Raw genomic sequence first — 20,738 nt, 5'->3', positions numbered from 1 at the left:
AACCACCAACACCTTCTTAATTTGCATTTGAATCAAACACTTAAAAAGAAGCCTCGTTTCAGTGACTCTGCCCCGGAAGGCCTTGTCTCTCAAGCGAGGCGCGAATATTAAATAGGTTTAGGGCCTAGGTCAACAACTTTTTTAAACTTAGGATTGTTTTTTTATTCTTCAAGCCAAACCCACTGCAAACAAGTCTATACGGGTTGTTTCGTAGCACCTTGGTTAAATCCGTCAAATGACTTTTCAAGCTCATGTGCTGTAACTGGTTTCGAAAACAGGTACCCCTGTACAAATTCACAATTCAAGCTCTGAAGGATAGTCAGCTGTTCATCTGTCTCGACACCTTCCGCAACAATACGAAGCTTTAAGCTTTTAGCCATCGAGATAATGGCTTTAACTACAAGCATATCTTGCGTGTTATGCCCCAGCTCTCGAATGAACTCACGATCTATTTTCAATATATCAATCGGAAAGCGCTTAAGATAACTGAGAGCCGAGTACCCTGTACCAAAGTCATCAATCGCTAACTGAACACCCATTCGACTAAACGAAGTCAACCATTCAATTGTTGAGTGGCTATTGTCTAACAACATACCTTCAGTGATTTCTAGCACCAAATTTTCAGGTCTAAACGCCGTCGACTCAAGGATTCTGCGCAATACAGCTTCGTCCAAACCTAAACTTTTTTGACGCCCCGAAAGATTGACTGACAAATACAAGTTATAGCCTTTTGTAATCCACTGCCCCGCTTGCTGACAGGCGGTCTCAAGCACCCATTGACCTATAACACCGATCATACCCGTATCTTCCGCCAGAGGGATGAAACGATCGGGTGAAATTATGCCATGAATTGGGTGGTTCCATCGAAGTAGTGCTTCGACCCCGACTAGACACAGGGTTCTACTATCAATAATAGGTTGGTAATACACTTCTAGTTGCTTTTGCTCCAATGAAACTCGTAGGTCTTGCTCCATTTCCATCATGCTGTTTGCATCTTCTTGGAGCTGCTCACTAAAGAATTGGTAGCGATTTCGTCCAGCCTGTTTCGCACTATACATCGCTAAGTCTGCATTTCTGAGCAGATTATCCGCACTGCCTGACGCACTCGGATACATGGCAATACCGATACTTGCACCAATTATGATTTCTCGTCCAGCCAGCATAAAGGGATACGAAAGCTGTTGAATCATCTTCTCAGCAATACGTCCGGCCTCTTTTCCGGAGCAAATATTATGAAGCAGAACGACAAACTCATCCCCTCCAAAACGCGCAACGGTGTCGCTTTCTCTGACACAGCTCAACAGACGTCGTGCCACATTTACAAGAAGCTCATCACCGTATTCGTGCCCGAGCGTATCGTTAACATATTTGAAACGATCCAAATCCACAAATAGTAGCGCCAAAGTCTGCTGATCTCGATTTGCCGAGACAATCGACATTTCAAGCCGGTCCATTAAAAGCGTCCTGTTGGGCAACTCTGTCAACGCATCGTAGTAGGCTTGATGTCGAATGTGTGCTTCTGCATTCTTTCGACTTGTAATATCTGAAAATACGGATACATATTCACTAATTTCATTGGAATCATTTCGGATTACGGAGATTGAGAGCCACTCGGGATAAACACTACCGTCTTTACGTCGATTCCAAATTTCACCCGCCCAGGAGCCCTCTGCCTCTAAGGTATTCCAAAGCTGATAATAAAAGTTTCGATCATGCCGCCCTGAACTCAGTATACTTGGATTTTTACCAATCACTTCGTCTTTACTGAAGCCGGTTATTTTAGTAAAAGCCGGATTGACAGTTTTAATACGCCCATTCTGATCAGCAATCATAATGGCTTCATTCGTGGTCTCAAAAACAACCGCAACCATTTTCAACTGCTCTTCAAGCACAAGACGCTCGGTAATATCCTCTTTAACCGCTATAAAATGACTGATGTCACCACCTTCTGTTCTAAGCGGCGATATCGATGTTGACTCCCAAAAAAAACAACCATCTTTCTTTTTATTTAATAAATGCCCCGACCACATATTGCCACGATTAAGCTCTCTCCACATCTCTTCAAAAATTTCTCTAGACATCTCTCCAGATTTAAGAATGTTATTATTTTTTCCTAGCAATTCTGACTCAGAATAACCCGTCATTTCTGTAAGCTGTAGGTTAACGTACTCAATAATGCCCTTTTTATCTGTAATCATTACAGCTATAGGGCTTTGCTCTAATGCACGACCGAGCATTCTCAACTTGAACTCTGTTTGCTGTATTACACTGATATCTGTCCGGACACAAACCCAACCTCCGTCTTGTGTCATATTATTACTGGCTTGATAGCATCGATTATTAGGTAAATGTTCAATATAGTATTGATTCACCCGTGGATTTGCCGTTTGTGCCGATAAACTTTTTATTCCAACATTTGCATGCTTAGACGCAATCGTTGACCAATCAACTAGGGAGTCATAATTTAACCAAGGATAGTATTCAAGCCATTTCTGATTAAAGAGCACCAAAGATCCCTTGGCATCAAATAAAGCAAAGGCCTCAGACAAACTATTAACAGCATCCTGCAAACGAATTGTTGCTTGCTTAGATGCTTGAGTTTCATGCTGAAGTCGCCTAAACAAGAGAATCATAATAATTAGCAGCAACGCACTCAACACTAACAAAAAAAATGTGAGGTACTCTGAAAGCTTAAGGCGATTAAGATATACCTGTTGGTAAGATATTTCCAATTGCCTTAGAAGGCTTCGCGTGTCAACAGCAACATAGCCATCGCGATAATCATGCAAATTGCTTAAATGTCGTAAACTCGTTGAAGCTTGTGAAATAAACAAGCTCAGCAACTCATCACCTGTATCTTGCCTAACTAAATCATACAGTTGCTGCTCTAACTCCTCTCGCGATTCGGTCATTGGATACAAATGATATCGATACAATGCACTCAGTATTCGAGCTGCATCATCTCTATATGGGTGATTGTCCTGTCTTAACGCTTGCACCTGCTGCGGCATATATAGAAGACCATTTCGGATCAATGCTGCTGAGTGTTTTATTTCTTCGACTACATCCTCTTTGTGCGCCTGCATGGACTGATAAGACTTTAAGAGCATAATAGATGTCTCATCCAGCCCAGAAATAAAAGAATTGCGTTCATCTAGCATATTTGCCAGAAGCTCATCACTGCTCCTTCGATAGGCTACAAGCTGGTCATAATGTGTTCGTAACCCTGATGCGATCAGCAACACTTCTTCATCTAACAATGCATCCAACTCACGCAGTTGCAAGAAACTATCTAATCTCTGCGTATGCTCTAATACGTTGTGCGTTCGCGTTGAAAAAAACAAAGCAATAACTAGACCTGCCACAATGCAGAAAAACAGTACAAAACTTTGCTTATTTTGATTAATCACTCAGCACCTGCTTAAGCATTGGGTGTTCGCCTAGTAATGATCGAATAAATTCTGCGATATCCTGTGCTTGATCTCGGGTTAGATGCCTTCCTAGTTGTACGCGCGCCATAATTTCGACAGCCTCTTCCAACGAGTTAGCACTCGAATCATGGAAGAAGTAGTGATTTAATGCTGCAGTTCTTAAACCAGGCACTTTAAAAACGTACAGATGCTTACGATTTCCAGTCACGTTGTATCGACCTAGACTCACCCTCTCCATATCGGCTGATTTAAATAAGGTAAAGCTCTCCAGCGACCCCATTCGAGCAAACATATTTCCACCCACATTAGCACCTTGATGGCAGCTGATACACCCATATTCTTGAAACAATCTAAATCCATTTTTTTGCTGTGCCGTGATCGCCTCCATATCGCCAGCCAACCAGCGATCAAACGGAGAGTTGGTGAGCATTAATGTGCGCTGAAAGGCTGCCAGCGCTATTCGCACTTGCTCTGGATTAAGCTCTTCATTAAATACTTTTTTAAAGTCTGAACGCACCTGTGGATCAGCATTGAGACGCCCAATCACTAAAGGCCAATTTGAGGCCATTTCCAATGCATCATGCAAGGGGCCATCGACTTGGGCTTCCAAGGTTTTTACTCGCCCATCCCAAAACTGTGTATGATTTAAATGGCTATTGAATACACTTGGTGCTCGGATAACCCCTTTTTTCCCACCGATACCTGTTGAGACTTTTTCACGATCCATCCCTCCTGTTTCTAAGGCATGGCAAGTAGCACAGCTCACAGTTCTATCTCCTGATAGGCGCTCATCATGAAAAAGCTGTTGACCTAAACTGACAAGAATTGGATTTTGCTCGGGCGGGTTCGGCACGGGTAAGATAGTTGCATGGAGCCACTGGACACTCATGCAACACAGAAGCAGGATCAAAAATAGTATCTTTTGGATCATTTTTAAGCGCTGCAAAATGGCTGCCCCTAACGAAATTATAATCAAACCATTAAGCATAGGTTTAACTGGATATATTGCAATGCCTAGAAAACACTTAGTCTTGCCCTAGATCAACAAAAGCACCGTTATTCGCTTTTTTTAGTACAAATCTGGATTTTCGTGAAATTAACCCTTAACATTTCAGCGCGTTATTAAAGGAATGATGCTTAATCGAATATTTGAACATATTCTAACTTTCATATGACACCGACAAAGGAATTGGCGATGAGAAAACTCGCTTTTGTACGAAACACCACTTGCACTCTTGGCCTAGCCATCACCCTCACGCTCAGTGGTTGTAAAACCACGGGGAGCGACATGTCTGGGCTTTTATCAGCGGGCATGGGCATGGCAACTGCAATCACCATGACAGACCAACAAATGAAGCTGATTGGCGATCAATCTATTGCCCACCTAGATAGTCAGCATCAAATTGCCCCTCAAAACAGCCGTTATGCACAACGCTTGACACAGTTAACACAGGGCTGGGAAACAGTTGATGGCCAAAGTCTTGAATACAAGGTCTACATACTACCTGAAATAAATGCGTTTGCTGTGCCAAACGGTTCGATTCGCATGTACAGCGGCCTAATGGATGAAATGACCGATGATGAGGTCCGCTATGTCATTGCTCATGAAATTGGGCACGTAGTTTTAGGCCATTCCAAACGTGCATTCCAAGTTGCCTATGCGGCCTCTGCCGCACGTGAAGCGGCGGCTGCTAGTGGAAACTCGACAGCTGCGGCTCTTTCAAATTCGGAGCTAGGTGAACTGGGTGAGAAATTAGTAAATGCTCAATTCTCTCAAACACAGGAGCATGAAGCTGATGACTATGCAATCAAGTTGATGCAACGCCATGGAATGAATGCAGACGCATCTGTCACCGCACTCAGAAAGCTAGAGGCAAAATACGGGAACAGTCGTAGTCTTTTCTCTAGCCATCCTGCTGCAGGGGATCGCGCTGATCGCTTAAGCAATTCACTAAGATAACGTCTCAGCTGATTGCGGTGCATATTGATCAATTGAGCACGCACCGCAATCATATCGAATATTCGCTTGCCAAGTGATTATTTAATTCCTTACTCTATGATCATCCTAAATACTCCTCTCTTGCAAAACCTAATCACTAACTGATTAAGGATCGATTTATGAAAGTAGGCATAGCCTTAGGCAGCGGAGCATCTCGTGGCTGGTCTCATATCGGCATCCTTCGTGCCTTGCACGATGAAGGCATCACTCCTGAAATCGTATGCGGCACCTCTATCGGGTCGTTGGTGGGTGCCGCCTATGCAACAGACCATCTCGACAAATTGGAAGCTTGGGTCCTAAAACTCACCAAGCTTAAACTTGCCCAGTTTTTTGAAATCAACACCTCTTTAAATGGCTTTGTAAACCGTGATCGGTTAGTTGAACTGCTTGATGGATATGTCGCCCCCAAACAATTAAATATTGAGGCTCTGTCCAAACAGTTTGCTTCAATTACAACTGATTTAGAAAGTGGTCGAGAATTATGGATTACCGAAGGGTCTGTTTTAGATGCTGTTTGGTGTTCAATCGCATTGCCAGGGTTGTTTCCCGCAGTAAAACATCAGAATAAATGGGTTGTGGATGGCGGGCTCGTTAATCCAGTACCTGTGTCGACCTGCCGAGCATTGGGCGCTGAAGTGGTCATTGCAGTGAATCTGAATGGTGACCTATTAACTCGACCTCAGCCAAAGCCAATAAAGGAAGATGAAACCCCTTCTAGGTCATCAAGGACGTCAGCTGTTAGTAAGATATCAGAACTTGTAAGCTACGCTGGGGCTGTTTTCTCCACTAAGGAAGAGACTGAAGAAGTGCCTCCTAGCATGTTTGATGTGATCGCGGGATCTGTCAACATCACTCAAGATCGGATTACGCGCAGCCGTATGGCAGGCGATCCACCGGATATTCTTTTATCCCCACGCTTAGCTCATATAGGACTGCTTGAGTTTTACCGAGCGGAAGAAGCGATTGAGGAAGGAAAAGCCTGCGTTAAACGCATGCTACCTGCCCTGCAGCATGCGCTAGGAATATAAAAGCCTAGCGCATGCTTAAAGTATCAGCTTGCTGCGTTTTGGCTTGGAGCCTCACCACAGCGAAACCACAGCGCATAGAGTGCGGGAACAAAAATAAGCGTGATCAGGGTTCCAACTGCAACGCCTCCGATCAGCACATAGGCTAAAGGCCCCCAGAAGCTATCAAAGGTGAGCGGCACAAATGCCAAAACAGCGGCAAAGGCTGTCAAGATGACAGGTCGTGCCCGCTGCACAGCCGCCTCAACAACGGCATCGCGGGCATTCATTCCTTCTTCGAAATTATCTTGGACCTGTTGTGTCAAAATCATCGTATTGCGCATTAAGATCCCACCCAAGCCTATCAAGCCAAGCAGGGCGACAAATCCAAAGGGCTGATCAAACAGCAACAAGGCCAGAACAGCGCCAACAAGGCCCAAGGGAGCGGTTGCCACCACAATAAAGGTCCCTGAAAAGGATCGCATCTGTAACATGATAAAAATGAGCATTAACACTAGCATCAAAGGCTGCAGCTTCTGAATCGACGCATCCGCTTTGCCAGATTGCTCAACCGTTCCACCAATATCGATACGATACCCCTCGGGCAGCGCTTGACGAATATCCCCTAACGCTTGCCAAATATCCGCGGTGACATCAGGTGCCTGTGCGCCCGACACATCTGCATGAACAGCCAAAAACCGCTCGCCACCAAACCGCTTTATAACAGGCTCTTCATAGCGCACCTCAAAAACCCCTAATTGCGACAAGGGGATACTGCGGCCTTCTTGTGTGCGGATTTCAATATCCTCTGGTGAGCTATGCTCTACACGCTGGCCTCTTGCGTGCATTTGCACCGTTCGGATATTTTGTCTAATCTCAGTCACCGGAACGCCATTTAACTGAAACTGCAGTTGTTGAGCGACATCCATCGGCGTCAAGCCCATTAAGCGGATACGATCCTTGTCCATCACTAAATGCATACTTGGAATTCGCTCATCCCAATCAAGATGCGGATCCTCCGCATGAGGATGCTCACGCATGACATCTCTTACTTGATACGCGATTTCACGAAGTTTCAGTGGATCCTCACCCACAACTCGAAAGCTTACTGGCCATACGACAGGAGGACCATAGAGCAGCTTACTCACTCGCACTCGTGCCTCAGGAAACGCTCCAGCGTGGATATGCGCCTGTAACATATCGATAATCCGATCACGCGAAACTTCATCATGACCAATCGCAATAATCTTGGCAAAGGCCGGATCCGGCTGTTCGGGATTTGCTGATATAAAAAATCGAGGTGCACCTGCTCCGATATACGCAGATAAGGATTTAACGTCATCCACCTCCGACAAAATGGCCTCTAGTTTTCTAACGGTTACATCTGTTGTAAGAATAGAGGTTCCTTGCGGATGCTGAATACTAATCAGAACTTCTGGACGATCTGAACTGGGAAAAAATTGCTGCTGTACTACGCTTGACATCGCAACCACACTGAGAATCAACAAAGATACCGTCAATGCAACGACTGTTTTACGATAGGTGACACACGCGCTTATAAACACACGCAATTTTTGATACAAAGGCGTCTGATACAATCCACTGTGTCCCGATGCACTATAGTCGGGTAAAAGCTTTACACCTAAATAAGGCGTGAAGGTAACAGCAACCAACCAAGAAACAAGCAGCGCATAGGCCAACACCCAGAAAATATTGCCTGCATATTCGCCAACACCAGACTGTGCGAACCCTATCGGCACAAAACCAGCAACTGTAACCATTGTTCCAAACAGCATCGGGGCGGCGGTGACGCTCCATGCATGACTGGCTGCGCGAACACGATCCCAACCCGATTCCATTTTAACGATCATCATTTCTATGGCAATGATGGCATCATCCACCAATAAGCCTAACGAAATAATGAGCGCTCCCAGGGTAATTCGGTCTAAATTGATTCCGGCTAACTTCATGAGTAAGAATGTAAGCCCCAGCGTTAACGGAATGGCAATTCCTACCACCAACCCTGCTCTAAAGCCGATTGCCAAGATACTGACGCCCATGACCACAATAACAGCGACCAGAAATTTAATCTGAAAAAGGTTCACCGCCCCAGTAATCGCTTTAGTCTGATTGGTTATCACACTCAGCTCGATGCCTAGCGGAAGTCGGCTCCTTTCACTTTCAACAAACTCGCCCAAGCGCTGTCCAAATTCTAGGCCATTCTCACCGGAGCGCATGACAACCCCTAATAGCAGGGCATCCTCTCCTTGCGCTCGCACAAAATACGACGGTGGGTCTTCATATCCATAGTGTATATCCGCAATATCGGATAAACGCAGCAAGTGATTCCCAATGCGCAATGGAACAGCGGCCAACTGCTCTTGATCCGATAAATCCGCCGCAATTCGCAGATAAACTCTTGGCCCATCTAATTCCCAAGCTCCAGCTGGCAGGAGTTGATTGTGCGCCTGGATGGCGGCAAACACATCCTGAGGGCTCAACTCTAGCTGACTCAAGTACGTCATGTTAAATTCTACAAAAACACGCTCGGCTCGCTCAGCTAAGACCTGAGCTTTTAGCACACCGGGGACACGTTGTAATCGGTCTCTGATGGATTCAGCCTCACGCGTCAAGTCGCGCATGGGGAATCCAGGAGCTGTTATCGCCATCAAGGAGAAGTACACATCTGCAAAGTCATCATTCACGATGGGGCCGATAACGCCTGCTGGCAGATTTGAAGCCTCATCCATCATTCGCTTGCGCACTTCATAAAAGAGATCAGGAACGATATCACCCGGTGCAAAGTCTTGAAACTCGATTTGTAAAATTGCTTGGCCAGGACGAATCGTGGTTTCGATGTTGTATAGATAATCAATTTCTTGAATTCGCTTTTCCAATCGATCGACCACTTGAGTTTGCAATTCTTCTGTCGTGGCTCCAGGCCATACTGCCGATACAACAACAAATCTGACGGTAAAGCTTGGGTCTTCCGCCCGCCCTAATGAGAAAAAGGAATAGACCCCTACGCATACAGACAAGAGTATAAAAAACAAAGTGACGGATCGCTCACGTACCGCGAGTGCCGATAGATTGGGGAAGTTCATAACGCCCTCTCCCTAACTTGCATACCGGGCGTTAACAGATGTGTCCCTAAAGCAATCACTCTGGATTGAGCATTAAGATCGGCTCGAATCCGTGCATATTCAGATGTAAGCTCAAGTACATCAACTGGAACTGGCTGCACCTGTCCTTCAATGACTTGCCACACTTGCGCACCGTGACCCCGCTCATCCAAAGCGGCCAATGGAACTCGCAGCACTTCTATTGCATTATTGGACTTAAACAAGGTTACTTGAACAACACTGCCTAACAATAGCGACTCGTTTGACTCAAGCAGTCGATAGCGCGCCCTCCAGCTTCGACTTGATGAATCTGCGGCTCCTGCAATTTCTCGTAACTCAACAGGTATTGACTGCCCATCTTTTAGGTCAATATGCCCCATTTGAGGAGGTGATTGACCGTCTGGTAAATACACTTCGATCTCTTTATCTCCCTCTTGCGCCAGAGTTGCCAACACCTGCCCTGCTGCAACCACTTGCCCGGCCTCAACCTCGACATTGATCAGCACACCTGCATGCTCCGCACTTAGCTCTGTATAGGTGCGAGTATTGCGCGCTTGTGCCAACACCGCACGTGCAGACTCACGCTGACTAAGCGCTTCGCGCTCGGCCAACTCAAATCGTTCAAGCGCTTGACGGCTAATGTAGTTTTGCTCAAGCAATTGCTGTTGACGCTTAAGTTCATTGCGAGCCGTAGCGAGCGCTGCATCTGCGACTGACAACTGAGCCATAGCACTTCGCTCTACTTCATCCACATCGCGTGGATCAAGTGTAAATAAAGGATCATCGGGGTTAACCCTTTGCCCAGCAACAACATGCTTGGCAAGAATTCGACCATTCAGCTGAAATGCAATTGGAGATTCATAACGTGCTTTTACACTACCGGAAAGACGTACCTCCGCTCGCTCATCTTGAACCACCTCACGTGTTAGTACCCAAGGTATCGGCTTTGACTCAAGGCTTGTATAATCCTCTTTAAAGCAGCCACTCAATAGGAGCAGTGGTAACAACAGAACGCAGACTTTCTTTAACATAACGGTAAGCCCGATCAGAAATTAATTACTGAACGCAATCGTACATTAATCTATTTGGAATGCAAAGTGCCAACGAATGAACGTGCAGGCCGCCCTGTCGACCCGAGTAAAGATTTAGCCATTATTTGTGCTGCCAGAAGACTTTTATTTAGCGAAGGGGCTTCGGCTGTCTCTATTGAAGCCGTGGCTAAACTGGCAGGTGTCTCAAAAGTGACCGTTTATGCGCGCTATTCAAATAAAGATGAGCTATTAAAGGCCATTACAGAAACGGAAACAGCGCAACTGATTACAGGACTGAATATAAGCCCGCAAAAACAATCGGATGTCAAAGAGGCATTGATCACCTTTGGCACACATTTACTATCTTTCCTAATTAGCAATGAGTGTCTGCATTTCATGAGAATGCTAGGAAATCCTGGTTGCTTTCCAACAGAAGCTGTCGATCAGCTTTATGCCACCGGGCCCCAGTCCACCCATACAAAACTCGTACAATGGATGAAAGACGCTCACCAAGCAGGATTGGTGCAAATCCCTCAACCTGAAAAAAGTGCGGAGATGCTACTGGGTATGCTATTCGGCATCGACATTGTCAGGGCCATGTATGGACAACCCTGCATCCGACATGTAGACAGCATACCCGAGCACGTTGAATGGGTGGTGAATCAATTTTTACGAATTCACTCGGCTGAAGATGAATCCACTTTCAGCGAAAGCTGATTTTTGGCTTCGATCCACTGAGACATGTACTGCGTGCTCTTCATGCTATGATGGCGCAGCATTGAACTCATGAAATGCTGCTGCCGGAAACTATTAATCTTTGCGTGATGCGTAACCAGCCTTTCAATTAAAGCCGATTCATGGAGCGATGCTAAAAAGCGTAACGTTAACACAACATCACCTCGCTCTTGAGCTTGATTCCAGCATGCTGAGTCTTGATGAAGTGCGACTGCATTTTCAATAAAGCTTTTATCATCTAAGGCGATAGCACCCGGCCACTCCTCACTGATACCCTCTGCACCGATCAATGTTGTCACACTGGGGGTTCCTACGGCCATAGCATCAATCAACTTCCCTTTGATACCCGCACCAAAGCGCAAGGGCGCCAGCAGCACACGCGCTTGGCTCATCGCCTGCAAGGCATCATCCACCCACCCCTTAACACAAAAGCCTTCTTTAGCGTTGTGCAACTGGGTGGCTTTTGGAGGTGGATAGGCACCATAGATATGCAGCTCCGCCTTTGGCAGCTTTTGCCGTATGCCAGGCCACAGGTGTTGCTTTAATTGTAAAACTGCATCCCAATTCGGTGCATGGCGGAAATTTCCAATGGTAATGAAATGCTGGCGCTCATCGAAGTTGGGGCGATGAGTTGCCGGCGCGGACTTAATCATCAAAGGGACGTAATGCAACTGCGTGGCAGGGACATGAAACTGGCTTTGTAAAAGCGTCATTTCCACTTCAGATATCATCAGTGTTAGATCACTGCGAAAGATCGCTGCAATTTCACGCCACGCCATAGGCGTATGCATATCTTGTAGATCAAACTCGCGCCCCTCTTTGACAGCTTGATGGCGCCCATCTCGCAAACTGTGCAGATCTTCAGTATTCAGCACCCTGAGCGCGTCAGGAAGAAACTTCTCTACACGCCAGCCAAATTGCTCTTCCATCATGAAGCGATCAAAAACAACGATATCAGGCGCAAGCTGCTGAATAAACACATCAAAGGATGCAGAGTTCAGTTCAATGCCATGGCAAGCTATCTGTGCGAGAGACAAGTCTGCCATGTGCTCTGTCATCTGCGCGGGGCTTGCAAAATGAACTTGCCAGTCACAGCTTCGAAACAACTCCAACAACTGCATCATCCGACTACCCGCAGCAGAGGACTTAGGCTCAGGCCAGACGTAACCGATTACCAATAGTTTCAAAAAGACACACTAACCCTTTGACTTTAAAGGAGAAACCCATTCTAAAAAACTATCCGAAAGTGGCGTCTTTTTTAAACTAACCAAGACAACTCGCTCAAGAGGTGATGAAGTCTCATAGTCGTGCTGATACTCTATTAAGCCCGTTAAACCAAGCAGCATTTGTATCCGATGGGTAAAGGCATGCCAAAGGGTCGACTCGGGATCATAGCCATTACTATCATCCGCTTCTTCCAGCATCATTGGGAAGGTAGCAACCAGTCGCTCAACGCATTGATCAGTCGTTACCCAATCGCTTCTCGTTTTAAGAAAACGCATTAGAAAGAGAGAGGTTAGACGTATGGACTGCAGCTCGGGGTTTCCATCCAGATACCCCCAATTTAATTTCGTAATCAGGCACTCGATCATCGGTTGATAAAGCTTTGACCATTGCTGTTTCTCTAATGCAGCCTCGGATTTACGTGTTAAGACTAGACGCCCTTTTTGTACTCGACATAAGCCAGAGTGTTGAGCCAAGAGTCGGGTGATGTGAACAGGCAAGGAATCTTCTTCACTGCGCAATCTGGGTTGATAAACATCAAAACCATAAAAATAACGCTGCGTATCAAGAGCGTTATGCATGGCACGCACCACGGTTAGTGGTAAATTCCCCTTGGGCGTTAGTTTATTATTGCCATTTAAGATCTCATCTGCTAAAACCTTAAACATGGCCAAAAAAGGCACTTGATCAGGCGTTGCATGCTCGGGATGAAAACGTATAACGTCTGCAGCCTGGAAGGGGGTGTAGAGCAAATCATGCAATTGATTTGGACTCAATCCCAGCAAATCATCTTCAATCGGCTGTTCAAACATTGATCGAAAAAAGTCTTCAATAACTTCATAGCGCATTTCGTCAGTTTCAAATTCGAACTCTTGCAACAATGCTTCAAGCTCCGATTTAGCATCATCTGCGGCCGCTCGAATTTCGGGATCTGTCATCAATGGACCAAAGCGCGTCACTAAATCTAAATCCTGGTTGGCACGATCGACATCAAAGCTATCTTTATGTAACTCATCATAATTAAACCAAGGATAACGCTCACTGAAGACTTCAGCGCTTAAACGCTGCACAGCCGACTGCAATTCTAAATACCCCTCGACTCCTCTTGAGGACTCTGGAGGACAGGCCCTTTCACCCGCCAAACACAAAATCACGGGCTGATCATCATCAGAAAAGTATGGCAGGGTTTTTTCAAGCTGAATTAAATGCTGCCAACCATCTTCTTCGTCATAGCCATATTCTAGGCTGGGCTGCTTTGTATGAAGAACATCACTTAACTTGTACTGAATCTCATCAAGCTCTTCAAGAGCAGCACTTGCATCACCGTAGCAATTTCCAGCCGCATCTTCGAAATAATGCTCACCAATATCTTCCCACCCCATAGTGACTTGCAAAATACAATGCAGTTGATATAAGGACAGATCACTGGGAAGCAGTAATCGACGCCAAATTTCAGGCTGCACATGCTTTAGGGTAACTTTAATTTGAAGCAGAATGGGGGCATTATTCTTTGAGGGCATACTTCTCTAACATGCGTTGTGGCAAATGAAGGGATGAGTATAGAGACTCATTGCGGGCTTTGGCAACATCAACAAAAAAGGGGCTGCATCGCCCCTTCTCTGTTCAATCACCTTAACTTAGCGCTTTTTTAATACGTGAAATCGCATCTTCCAATATATCCATACTGGTCGCAAAGGATAAACGCATATTGCCTGGTGCTCCGAACGCAGATCCTGGGACCAACGCCACACCCGTTTCAAGCAGCAAGTATTCAGCAAGTGCGATGTCGTCAGCAAACTCTGGGCGACTGTCGATTACCTTGTGAAAGCTTGGGAAAGCATAGAAGGTTCCATCGGCTGGGATGCAGTCAACACCTTCGATTTCATTCAAAGCGTTCACGACAAACTCATGGCGTGCTTTAAAGGCTTTTACCATTTCAGCCACACAATTTTGATCACCATTCAATGCGGCTTCGGCGGCAACCTGAGCAATCGAGCATGGATTTGATGTACTTTGTGACTGTACTTTGGTCATAGCACCAATCAACCAAGCCGGACCCGCTGCATAACCAATACGCCACCCCGTCATAGAGTAGGCCTTGGAAACACCATTCAATACGATGGTTTGATCGTAGAGTTCAGGGCATGCATTCAAGATATTACAGAATGGCTCATCACCAAACAGAATATGCTCATACATGTCGTCCGTGGCCACCAAAATATTTGGGTAGCGCTTCAGCACTTCACCTAAGGCCTTTAACTCCTCTAGAGTATATGCAACACCTGAGGGATTTGAAGGACTGTTTAACACGACTAAGCGCGTTTTCTCAGTGATGGCATTTTCCAGCTGTTCTGGAGTGATTTTGAAACGTGCCGCTTGGGTCGTCTCAATAATGACTGGCTTGGCATCCGCAATCAGCACCATATCTGGGTACGACACCCAATACGGCGCAGGAATAATCGCTTCATCACCTGAGTTCAACAGCGCTAACGCCAGATTGAAGAAGCTTTGCTTCCCACCACTGGAAACCAAGATTTGATTTGGTTCGTAATTAAGGCCATTATCACGATTAAATTTGGCTATAATCGCTTTTTTAAGGCTTGGCGTTCCATCAACCGCAGTATATTTTGTAAAGCCGTCATTGATCGCTTTGATCGCAGCTTGTTTAATATGCTCTGGGGTGTCGAAATCGGGCTCGCCCGCACCTAAGCCAATGATATTTTTTCCAGACGCTTTAAGTTCAGCCGCACGTTTAGTGACGGCAAGAGTCGGGGAAGGTTTGATACTGTTTACGCGGTCGGAAAGCTGCACGTCCAAGCTGAAATCCTCGTTATATTCTGGGGCACAAATATCCATCAAAAATCAGCGCAAATCATACAGTATTGCGGACGCGGTCTAAATCCCTATAAGGGTGAATTTACATTTAATTTTACAGGAGTGGTCTGTGAAGCAACGTTTCAGAGTTCAATCAGCCTTTAAACCCGCAGGGGACCAACCCACCGCCATCGCGGCTTTGGTCGACGGCATTGAATCAGGTTTAGCCTCACAGACTTTGCTGGGAGTCACAGGATCGGGCAAAACCTTTACAATTGCCAATGTGATTGCAGCTGTGCAGCGTCCAACGATCATCATGGCGCATAACAAAACTTTAGCCGCTCAGCTCTATGGCGAATTTAAAGAGTTTTTTCCTGACAACTCAGTCGAATACTTTGTCTCCTACTACGATTACTATCAACCCGAGGCCTATGTTCCCTCTTCCGACACTTTTATCGAAAAAGATGCATCGATAAATGATCATATTGAACAAATGCGCCTTTCAGCCACCAAGGCCTTACTTGAGCGAGAAGATGCCATTATAGTCGCGACCGTATCGGCTATTTATGGATTAGGCGATCCTAAGTCCTATCTTTCTATGATGTTGCATTTAGACCGTGGCGATCAAATTGATCAGCGCACTCTATTGAGGCGCTTAGCGGAGCTACAATACACTCGCAATGACATTGAGTTACACAGGGGTAACTACCGTGTTCGAGGCGATGTCATCGATATTTTCCCTGCCGAATCTGAAATGGAAGCCATTCGTGTGGAGTTGTTTGACGAAGAGATCGAGCAACTCTCGTACTTCGACCCCTTAACAGGTGAAGTTCTTCGTAAAGTACCACGCGCAACGATTTATCCAAAAACACATTACGTTACGCCTAGAGACACTCTAGTTGAGGCGACGCAGTATATTAAAGCGGAATTACAAGAACGGCTCGCGTTCCTTAAAGAGAACAACAAGCTGGTCGAAGCTCAGCGCCTTGAACAACGTACAGTCTATGATATCGAGATGATTCTAGAACTTGGCTACTGCTCAGGTATTGAAAACTATTCCCGCTATCTATCTGGACGCGACCATGGCATGGCCCCGCCAACACTGTTTGACTACCTACCTGAGAATGCGTTGTTGGTCATTGATGAGTCTCATGTGACGGTTCCACAGATTGGCGCCATGTATCGAGGTGACCGGTCGCGCAAAGAAACGCTAGTTGAATATGGTTTTCGACTACCCTCTGCCTTAGATAATCGGCCCATGAAGTTTGAGGAGTGGGAAACGATTGCCCCCCAGATGATTTTTGTCTCTGCAACGCCCAGCAAGTACGAAGCCGCAAATGCGCAACAGATCGTTGAACAGGTCGTGCGGCCAACAGGATTGGTCGATCCTATTGTCGAAGTACGCCCGGCATCGTCTCAGGTTGATGATCTGTTAGGTGAGATCGATACGATTGTCCGCAAAAAGGAACGTGTCATTGTCACTGTTTTGACCAAACGCATGGCCGAGGATCTAACGGACTATTTAGCTGAACATGGCGTAAAAGTCCGTTACCTTCATTCGGATATCGATACCGTTGAGCGTGTCGAGATTATTCGTGATTTACGGATTGGCGAGTTTGATGTGCTGGTTGGCATTAACTTACTTAGGGAAGGTATTGATATGCCCGAGGTTTCCCTCGTGGCAATTTTAGACGCCGATAAAGAAGGTTTTCTACGCTCAGAGACATCCATGATTCAAACGATTGGTCGAGCCGCACGTAATATCAATGGTCGTGCAATCTTATATGCGGATCGAATCACGGGATCGATGCAGCGCGCCATGGATGAAACGGAGCGACGTCGGAATAAGCAGATTCAACACAACCTTGAGCAAGGGATCACGCCTAAAGGTATCTTCAAATCAGTTGCGGACATTATGGAGGGCGCGCAAGCACCTGGCTCTCGTAAGTCATCTAGAGGGGCTAAAAAAGCGGCCGAGACCAATGCTGAGTATCGTGTGAATGAAGCGATCCTCTCGCCGAAAGATCTAGCAAAAGCCTTGAGTCGTTTGGAGGATCAGATGTATGAAGCGGCACGCAATCTGGAGTTCGAAAAAGCTGCGAAATACCGTGATGAACTAGAGCGACTGAAGCATAGTACAAATATTTTATAAAAATCGTTAAAAAACAGTTGCAAGGATCTAAAAGCTCTCTATAATACGCACCACAAAACAGGACTATAGCTCAGTTGGTTAGAGCACCACCTTGACATGGTGGGGGTCAGCGGTTCGAGTCCGCTTAGTCCTACCACAAATCGTTGATTTATAAGGGCTTTTTAACAAGCCCCTTGTAAGTAAACTATCAGTAGTACTTCAAAAGTAACCAATAAGTAACCATTTTACATCACGCATAGAACATCATCTCTTTCTTTTTATTCGTTTTTTACTACCATATTCGCTCTTACAAATGGATCTTCAACAGATCGTTTAAGATTTTTTCCATTTGTACAGTGATTTATAGCCCCCCTCTGTCAGGCCAGTTGTCGCGCGGCAACCATCATTCTCCTCGTAGTTATCACTGCGATAAATCCATCGTCTGAACCTGTAGCTGCCAAACCTGAAGAACAAGCCTTCACCATCAACCCGATATAGACTTGTGCAGGATGCAGCTTAAACTCTATCAGAAGTTTTCTTGAAGGTAGGATCAACTGTCTACTCCAAAATGGTCGGGATGTGTGGACTAATTTTGACATTACTTTTAATGATCAAAATGGGACCCCTGTTTTTCCTTGTGGAAATGAAATACTACAAGGCATTTTTTTCCACCGGATAAAGGAATAAATGTATCCAATCAATACGAGGCTATTATGATGTCAAAAAATGATTATGAAAAAGATCAGTTAGATCTAAAACACTGCCCATCCAAGCAATTGGATAACAGCTAGTGCAGATAGCTATTGGCTAGCAGTGAAAATTAGTGGTATTGAAGCACATACATAAATAGAATTAACCATACAATATTTGCACGTACTTGTATTGGGTCTTTATGCCGCTAAAAATCAAGATCATTGCAATACCAATAGCGACCGTCACACTTTCCTCGGTCCCACTTCTAGCTGATGAAGCTGGCGACATAGGTGAAGCCTTCGGCATTGTCGAAGACTATTCAACCCCTGCATCTGCAATGCGATCGTTATCAAAGCTGACGAGTACTACAATGTTCTCGCACGGTAACCCAACCGATTACGAGCAATTGATGCTTGAGTTGATTAACAGAGCCAGAGCTAACCCTACTGCCGAGGCTGAAAGACTGGGGATTGAGCTTAATCAAGGTTTAACACCTGGTACGATCAATGCAGACTCTAAACCGCCTCTGGCCTTAAATCATTGGTTGATTGACGCAGCTCGACTACACAGTCAGTGGCAATTTGACGCTAACGTGATTTCACATACTGGCGTCAATAATAGTTCTGTATTTATACGCATTATAGAGGCCGGTTATCCGCTTGACGGAGTGTGGGGTGAGAACATCAGTTGGCGCGGTACAGGCGGCACACCAGACCTGTTGGTTTTTACCAGAATGCAACACGATGCTTTATTCAAAAGCCCAGAACACAGGAGAAACATTTTAAACAGTCGTTATTCCGAGATTGGTATCGGTGCTTTGGCTGGCGTATTCAATAAAGATGGCTACGCCTTTAATTCTTCAATAATTACCCAGAAATTTGCCGATAGTGATGGTGTGCCTAAGCCTTTGCTAACGGGTGTAGTGTTTGATGACCTCAATGGTAACGGCGTTTTCGATATTGGTGAGGGCCTAGCTGGCGTTAGCATTATTGTGGTGGGAGGGGGCTATCATACACTGACTAGCAATTCGGGTGGGTATGCTTTGCCGTATCCAAATAACGGTCTTTTACAGGTTGAATTTGAGCTGCCAGGGCTTGGGGGCAAAGCCATACGCAACGTTGACTCAACAGGCTATAATATCAAACTTGATGTAATTGCCACTGAGTTTCTACCTATTGATGAGCCTGAACTAAAGCCAGAGCCAGAGCCAGAACCTGAACCAGAACCAGAACCAGAGCCTGAACCTGAACTAGAACCAGAGCCTGAACCAGAACCTGAACTAGAACCTGAACCAGAGCCTGAACCAGAGCCTGAACCAGAACCAGAACTAGAACCTGAACTAGAACCTGAACTAGAACCTGAACTAGAACCTGAACTAGAACCAGAACCAGGGCCTGAACTAGAACCTGAACTAGAACCAGAACCAGGGCCTGAACTAGAACCTGAACTAGAACCAGAACCAGGGCCTGAACCAGAACCTGAACCTGAACCAGAACCTGAACTAGAACTAGAACTAGAACCAGAGCCTGAACCAGAACCTGAGCCAGAGCCAGAACCTGAGTCTATCGTTGATACTGATCCAGTTGATGAGCCTGCACAGCCTTCGCGCAAACGGCGTCCTGTTTGGTGGTGGTTGTTACCTCGGCAATAGTGCAATCATTATACTATTGGCAGGGTGTGTGCCCTTGTCGCGTTTATCAAATAGCGCGTAAAACACCTTTCTTGTAAGTGGGTGATGTAAGCGCACAGGCGAAGCCTGTTAAGACCGTGTTCACTTTGACTAGAGTAATAGCCATTCGCAAGGCCTTTAAATTCAGACTCAATCCACGTTCTGATCAGATTCAGAGTAAGCGTCAATCCAACCACCCAGTTACATCAACTCAGGATTTAAGCTAGCGTTCCAAGGCAACAGTTTCTCGATAGCATCCACACTCTGCGCGTTGGGCAGTTCTTTGAAGACCACTTTTAAATACTCATACGGGTTCAGACCATTGGCCTTGGCTGTCTCGATTAAACTGTACAGGTTAGCACTGGCTTTAGCGCCTGCCTGGCTATTTGCAAAGAGCCAGTTCTTGCGGCCCACAGTGAAGGGACGGATGGCATTTTCTGCTCGGTTGTTATCAATCGGATAAGCACCATCATCCAGATACCGGATTAACCGACCCCACTGAGAGTGAAGATAATACAGTGCCTTGCCAATCGCCGTTTGCGGTGGCACCTGTGGCAGACTTTTTTCAAGCCAAGCGTGTAATTTATCAATCACAGGTTTAGCATCGTCTTGTCGTCGCCGGTAGCGTTCATCCGATGGCTGATCTTTCAGGGTTTTTTCTAACGCATATAACTTCTGGATAAAGGCTAACCCTTGATCGGCTTTACCGGTTTTCCCTTTTTTCTGTAGCGCTTTGGCATCCATCAGCTTGCGTCGGGCATGGTCCCAACAGCCTAAGCGGGCAATCTGGTAGTCAGTACAGGCTTTTCCATAGCCCTCATAACCGTCTACCATGATGGCGTTCACGGTTTCATCCAGTAGAGACAGCGGCACTTCCTGACGACG

Annotated in this window: 13 protein-coding genes and 1 tRNA gene; 6 read left to right on the top strand and 8 right to left on the bottom strand. The window is 45.8% G+C overall.

The genetic code is table 11. From position 1 onward, the window contains the following. Positions 1 to 194 precede the first annotated feature (194 nt). Both DN062_RS17900 and DN062_RS17895 read right to left on the bottom strand, forming a co-directional pair. A complete protein-coding gene (locus DN062_RS17900; RefSeq protein WP_112160668.1) occupies positions 195 to 3,410 on the bottom strand; it encodes an EAL domain-containing protein in 3,216 nt (1,071 codons plus the stop codon). Beyond that, a complete protein-coding gene (locus DN062_RS17895; protein ID WP_162301326.1) occupies positions 3,403 to 4,320 on the bottom strand; it encodes a cytochrome-c peroxidase in 918 nt (305 codons plus the stop codon). Before DN062_RS17895 ends, DN062_RS17900 begins: the two co-directional genes overlap by 8 nt. A 306-nt stretch (positions 4,321 to 4,626) precedes the next feature. Here DN062_RS17895 and DN062_RS17890 point away from each other — a divergent pair, with 306 nt between their 5' ends. After that, positions 4,627 to 5,391 carry a M48 family metallopeptidase gene (locus tag DN062_RS17890; protein WP_112160666.1) on the top strand — a complete coding sequence of 255 codons (765 nt, stop codon included), beginning with the start codon at positions 4,627 to 4,629 and terminating at the stop codon, positions 5,389 to 5,391. A 158-nt stretch (positions 5,392 to 5,549) separates the two neighbouring features. Continuing rightward, on the top strand, positions 5,550 to 6,458 hold the full coding sequence (locus DN062_RS17885; RefSeq protein WP_112160665.1) for a patatin-like phospholipase family protein: 909 nt from the start codon (positions 5,550 to 5,552) through the stop codon (positions 6,456 to 6,458). Positions 6,459 to 6,481: 23 nt separating this feature from the next. On the opposite strand, the gene DN062_RS17880 is transcribed toward DN062_RS17885, so the two are convergent. Further along, the gene (locus DN062_RS17880; protein WP_112160664.1) at positions 6,482 to 9,538 is read right to left on the bottom strand and encodes an efflux RND transporter permease subunit; all 3,057 of its coding nucleotides are present in this window, start codon (positions 9,536 to 9,538) and stop codon (positions 6,482 to 6,484) included. Next, positions 9,535 to 10,587 (bottom strand): efflux RND transporter periplasmic adaptor subunit, encoded by a 1,053-nt coding sequence (locus DN062_RS17875; protein ID WP_112160663.1) that lies wholly within the window; start codon positions 10,585 to 10,587, stop codon positions 9,535 to 9,537. The genes DN062_RS17880 and DN062_RS17875 overlap by 4 nt, the downstream gene beginning before the upstream one ends. A 66-nt stretch (positions 10,588 to 10,653) precedes the next feature. On the opposite strand from DN062_RS17875, the gene DN062_RS17870 reads away from it, so the two are divergent. After that, positions 10,654 to 11,304: a TetR/AcrR family transcriptional regulator gene (locus DN062_RS17870; protein WP_162301325.1), complete on the top strand. Its 651-nt coding sequence runs from the start codon at positions 10,654 to 10,656 to the stop codon at positions 11,302 to 11,304. Here the strand turns inward: DN062_RS17870 and DN062_RS17865 are convergent. The 3 genes from DN062_RS17865 to DN062_RS17855 form a co-directional block, all read right to left on the bottom strand. Next, positions 11,265 to 12,509 carry a glycosyltransferase gene (locus DN062_RS17865; protein ID WP_239995843.1) on the bottom strand — a complete coding sequence of 415 codons (1,245 nt, stop codon included), beginning with the start codon at positions 12,507 to 12,509 and terminating at the stop codon, positions 11,265 to 11,267. The genes DN062_RS17870 and DN062_RS17865 overlap by 40 nt on opposite strands. Before the next feature lie 9 nt (positions 12,510 to 12,518). Then, positions 12,519 to 14,066 (bottom strand): plasmid pRiA4b ORF-3 family protein, encoded by a 1,548-nt coding sequence (locus tag DN062_RS17860; RefSeq protein WP_112160660.1) that lies wholly within the window; start codon positions 14,064 to 14,066, stop codon positions 12,519 to 12,521. Positions 14,067 to 14,178: 112 nt separating this feature from the next. Further along, positions 14,179 to 15,402, bottom strand: a complete 1,224-nt coding sequence (locus DN062_RS17855) for a pyridoxal phosphate-dependent aminotransferase (protein ID WP_420811683.1) — start codon at positions 15,400 to 15,402, stop codon at positions 14,179 to 14,181. 88 nt (positions 15,403 to 15,490) lie between these two features. On the opposite strand from DN062_RS17855, the gene uvrB reads away from it, so the two are divergent. The 3 genes from uvrB (at position 15,491) to DN062_RS17835 (ending at position 19,835) form a co-directional block, all read left to right on the top strand. Then, entirely contained in the window at positions 15,491 to 17,512 is a 2,022-nt protein-coding gene (gene uvrB / locus DN062_RS17850; RefSeq protein WP_112160659.1) for an excinuclease ABC subunit UvrB, read from the top strand. 59 nt (positions 17,513 to 17,571) lie between these two features. After that, positions 17,572 to 17,648: transfer RNA gene (locus DN062_RS17845), tRNA-Val, on the top strand. 735 nt (positions 17,649 to 18,383) lie between these two features. After that, positions 18,384 to 19,835, top strand: coding sequence for a CAP domain-containing protein (locus tag DN062_RS17835; RefSeq protein ID WP_112160657.1), 1,452 nt, complete (start codon positions 18,384 to 18,386; stop codon positions 19,833 to 19,835). Positions 19,836 to 20,054: 219 nt separating this feature from the next. On the opposite strand, the gene tnpC is transcribed toward DN062_RS17835, so the two are convergent. After that, positions 20,055 to 20,738: IS66 family transposase (tnpC, locus tag DN062_RS17830; protein WP_112160656.1), on the bottom strand; the 684-nt coding region annotated here is incomplete at its 5' end.

The organism is Nitrincola tibetensis (assembly GCF_003284585.1).
GTDB lineage: Bacteria > Pseudomonadota > Gammaproteobacteria > Pseudomonadales > Balneatricaceae > Nitrincola > Nitrincola tibetensis.
Note: the sequence above shows the minus strand (reverse complement) of the source record. Positions and strands in the feature narration are given on the sequence as shown.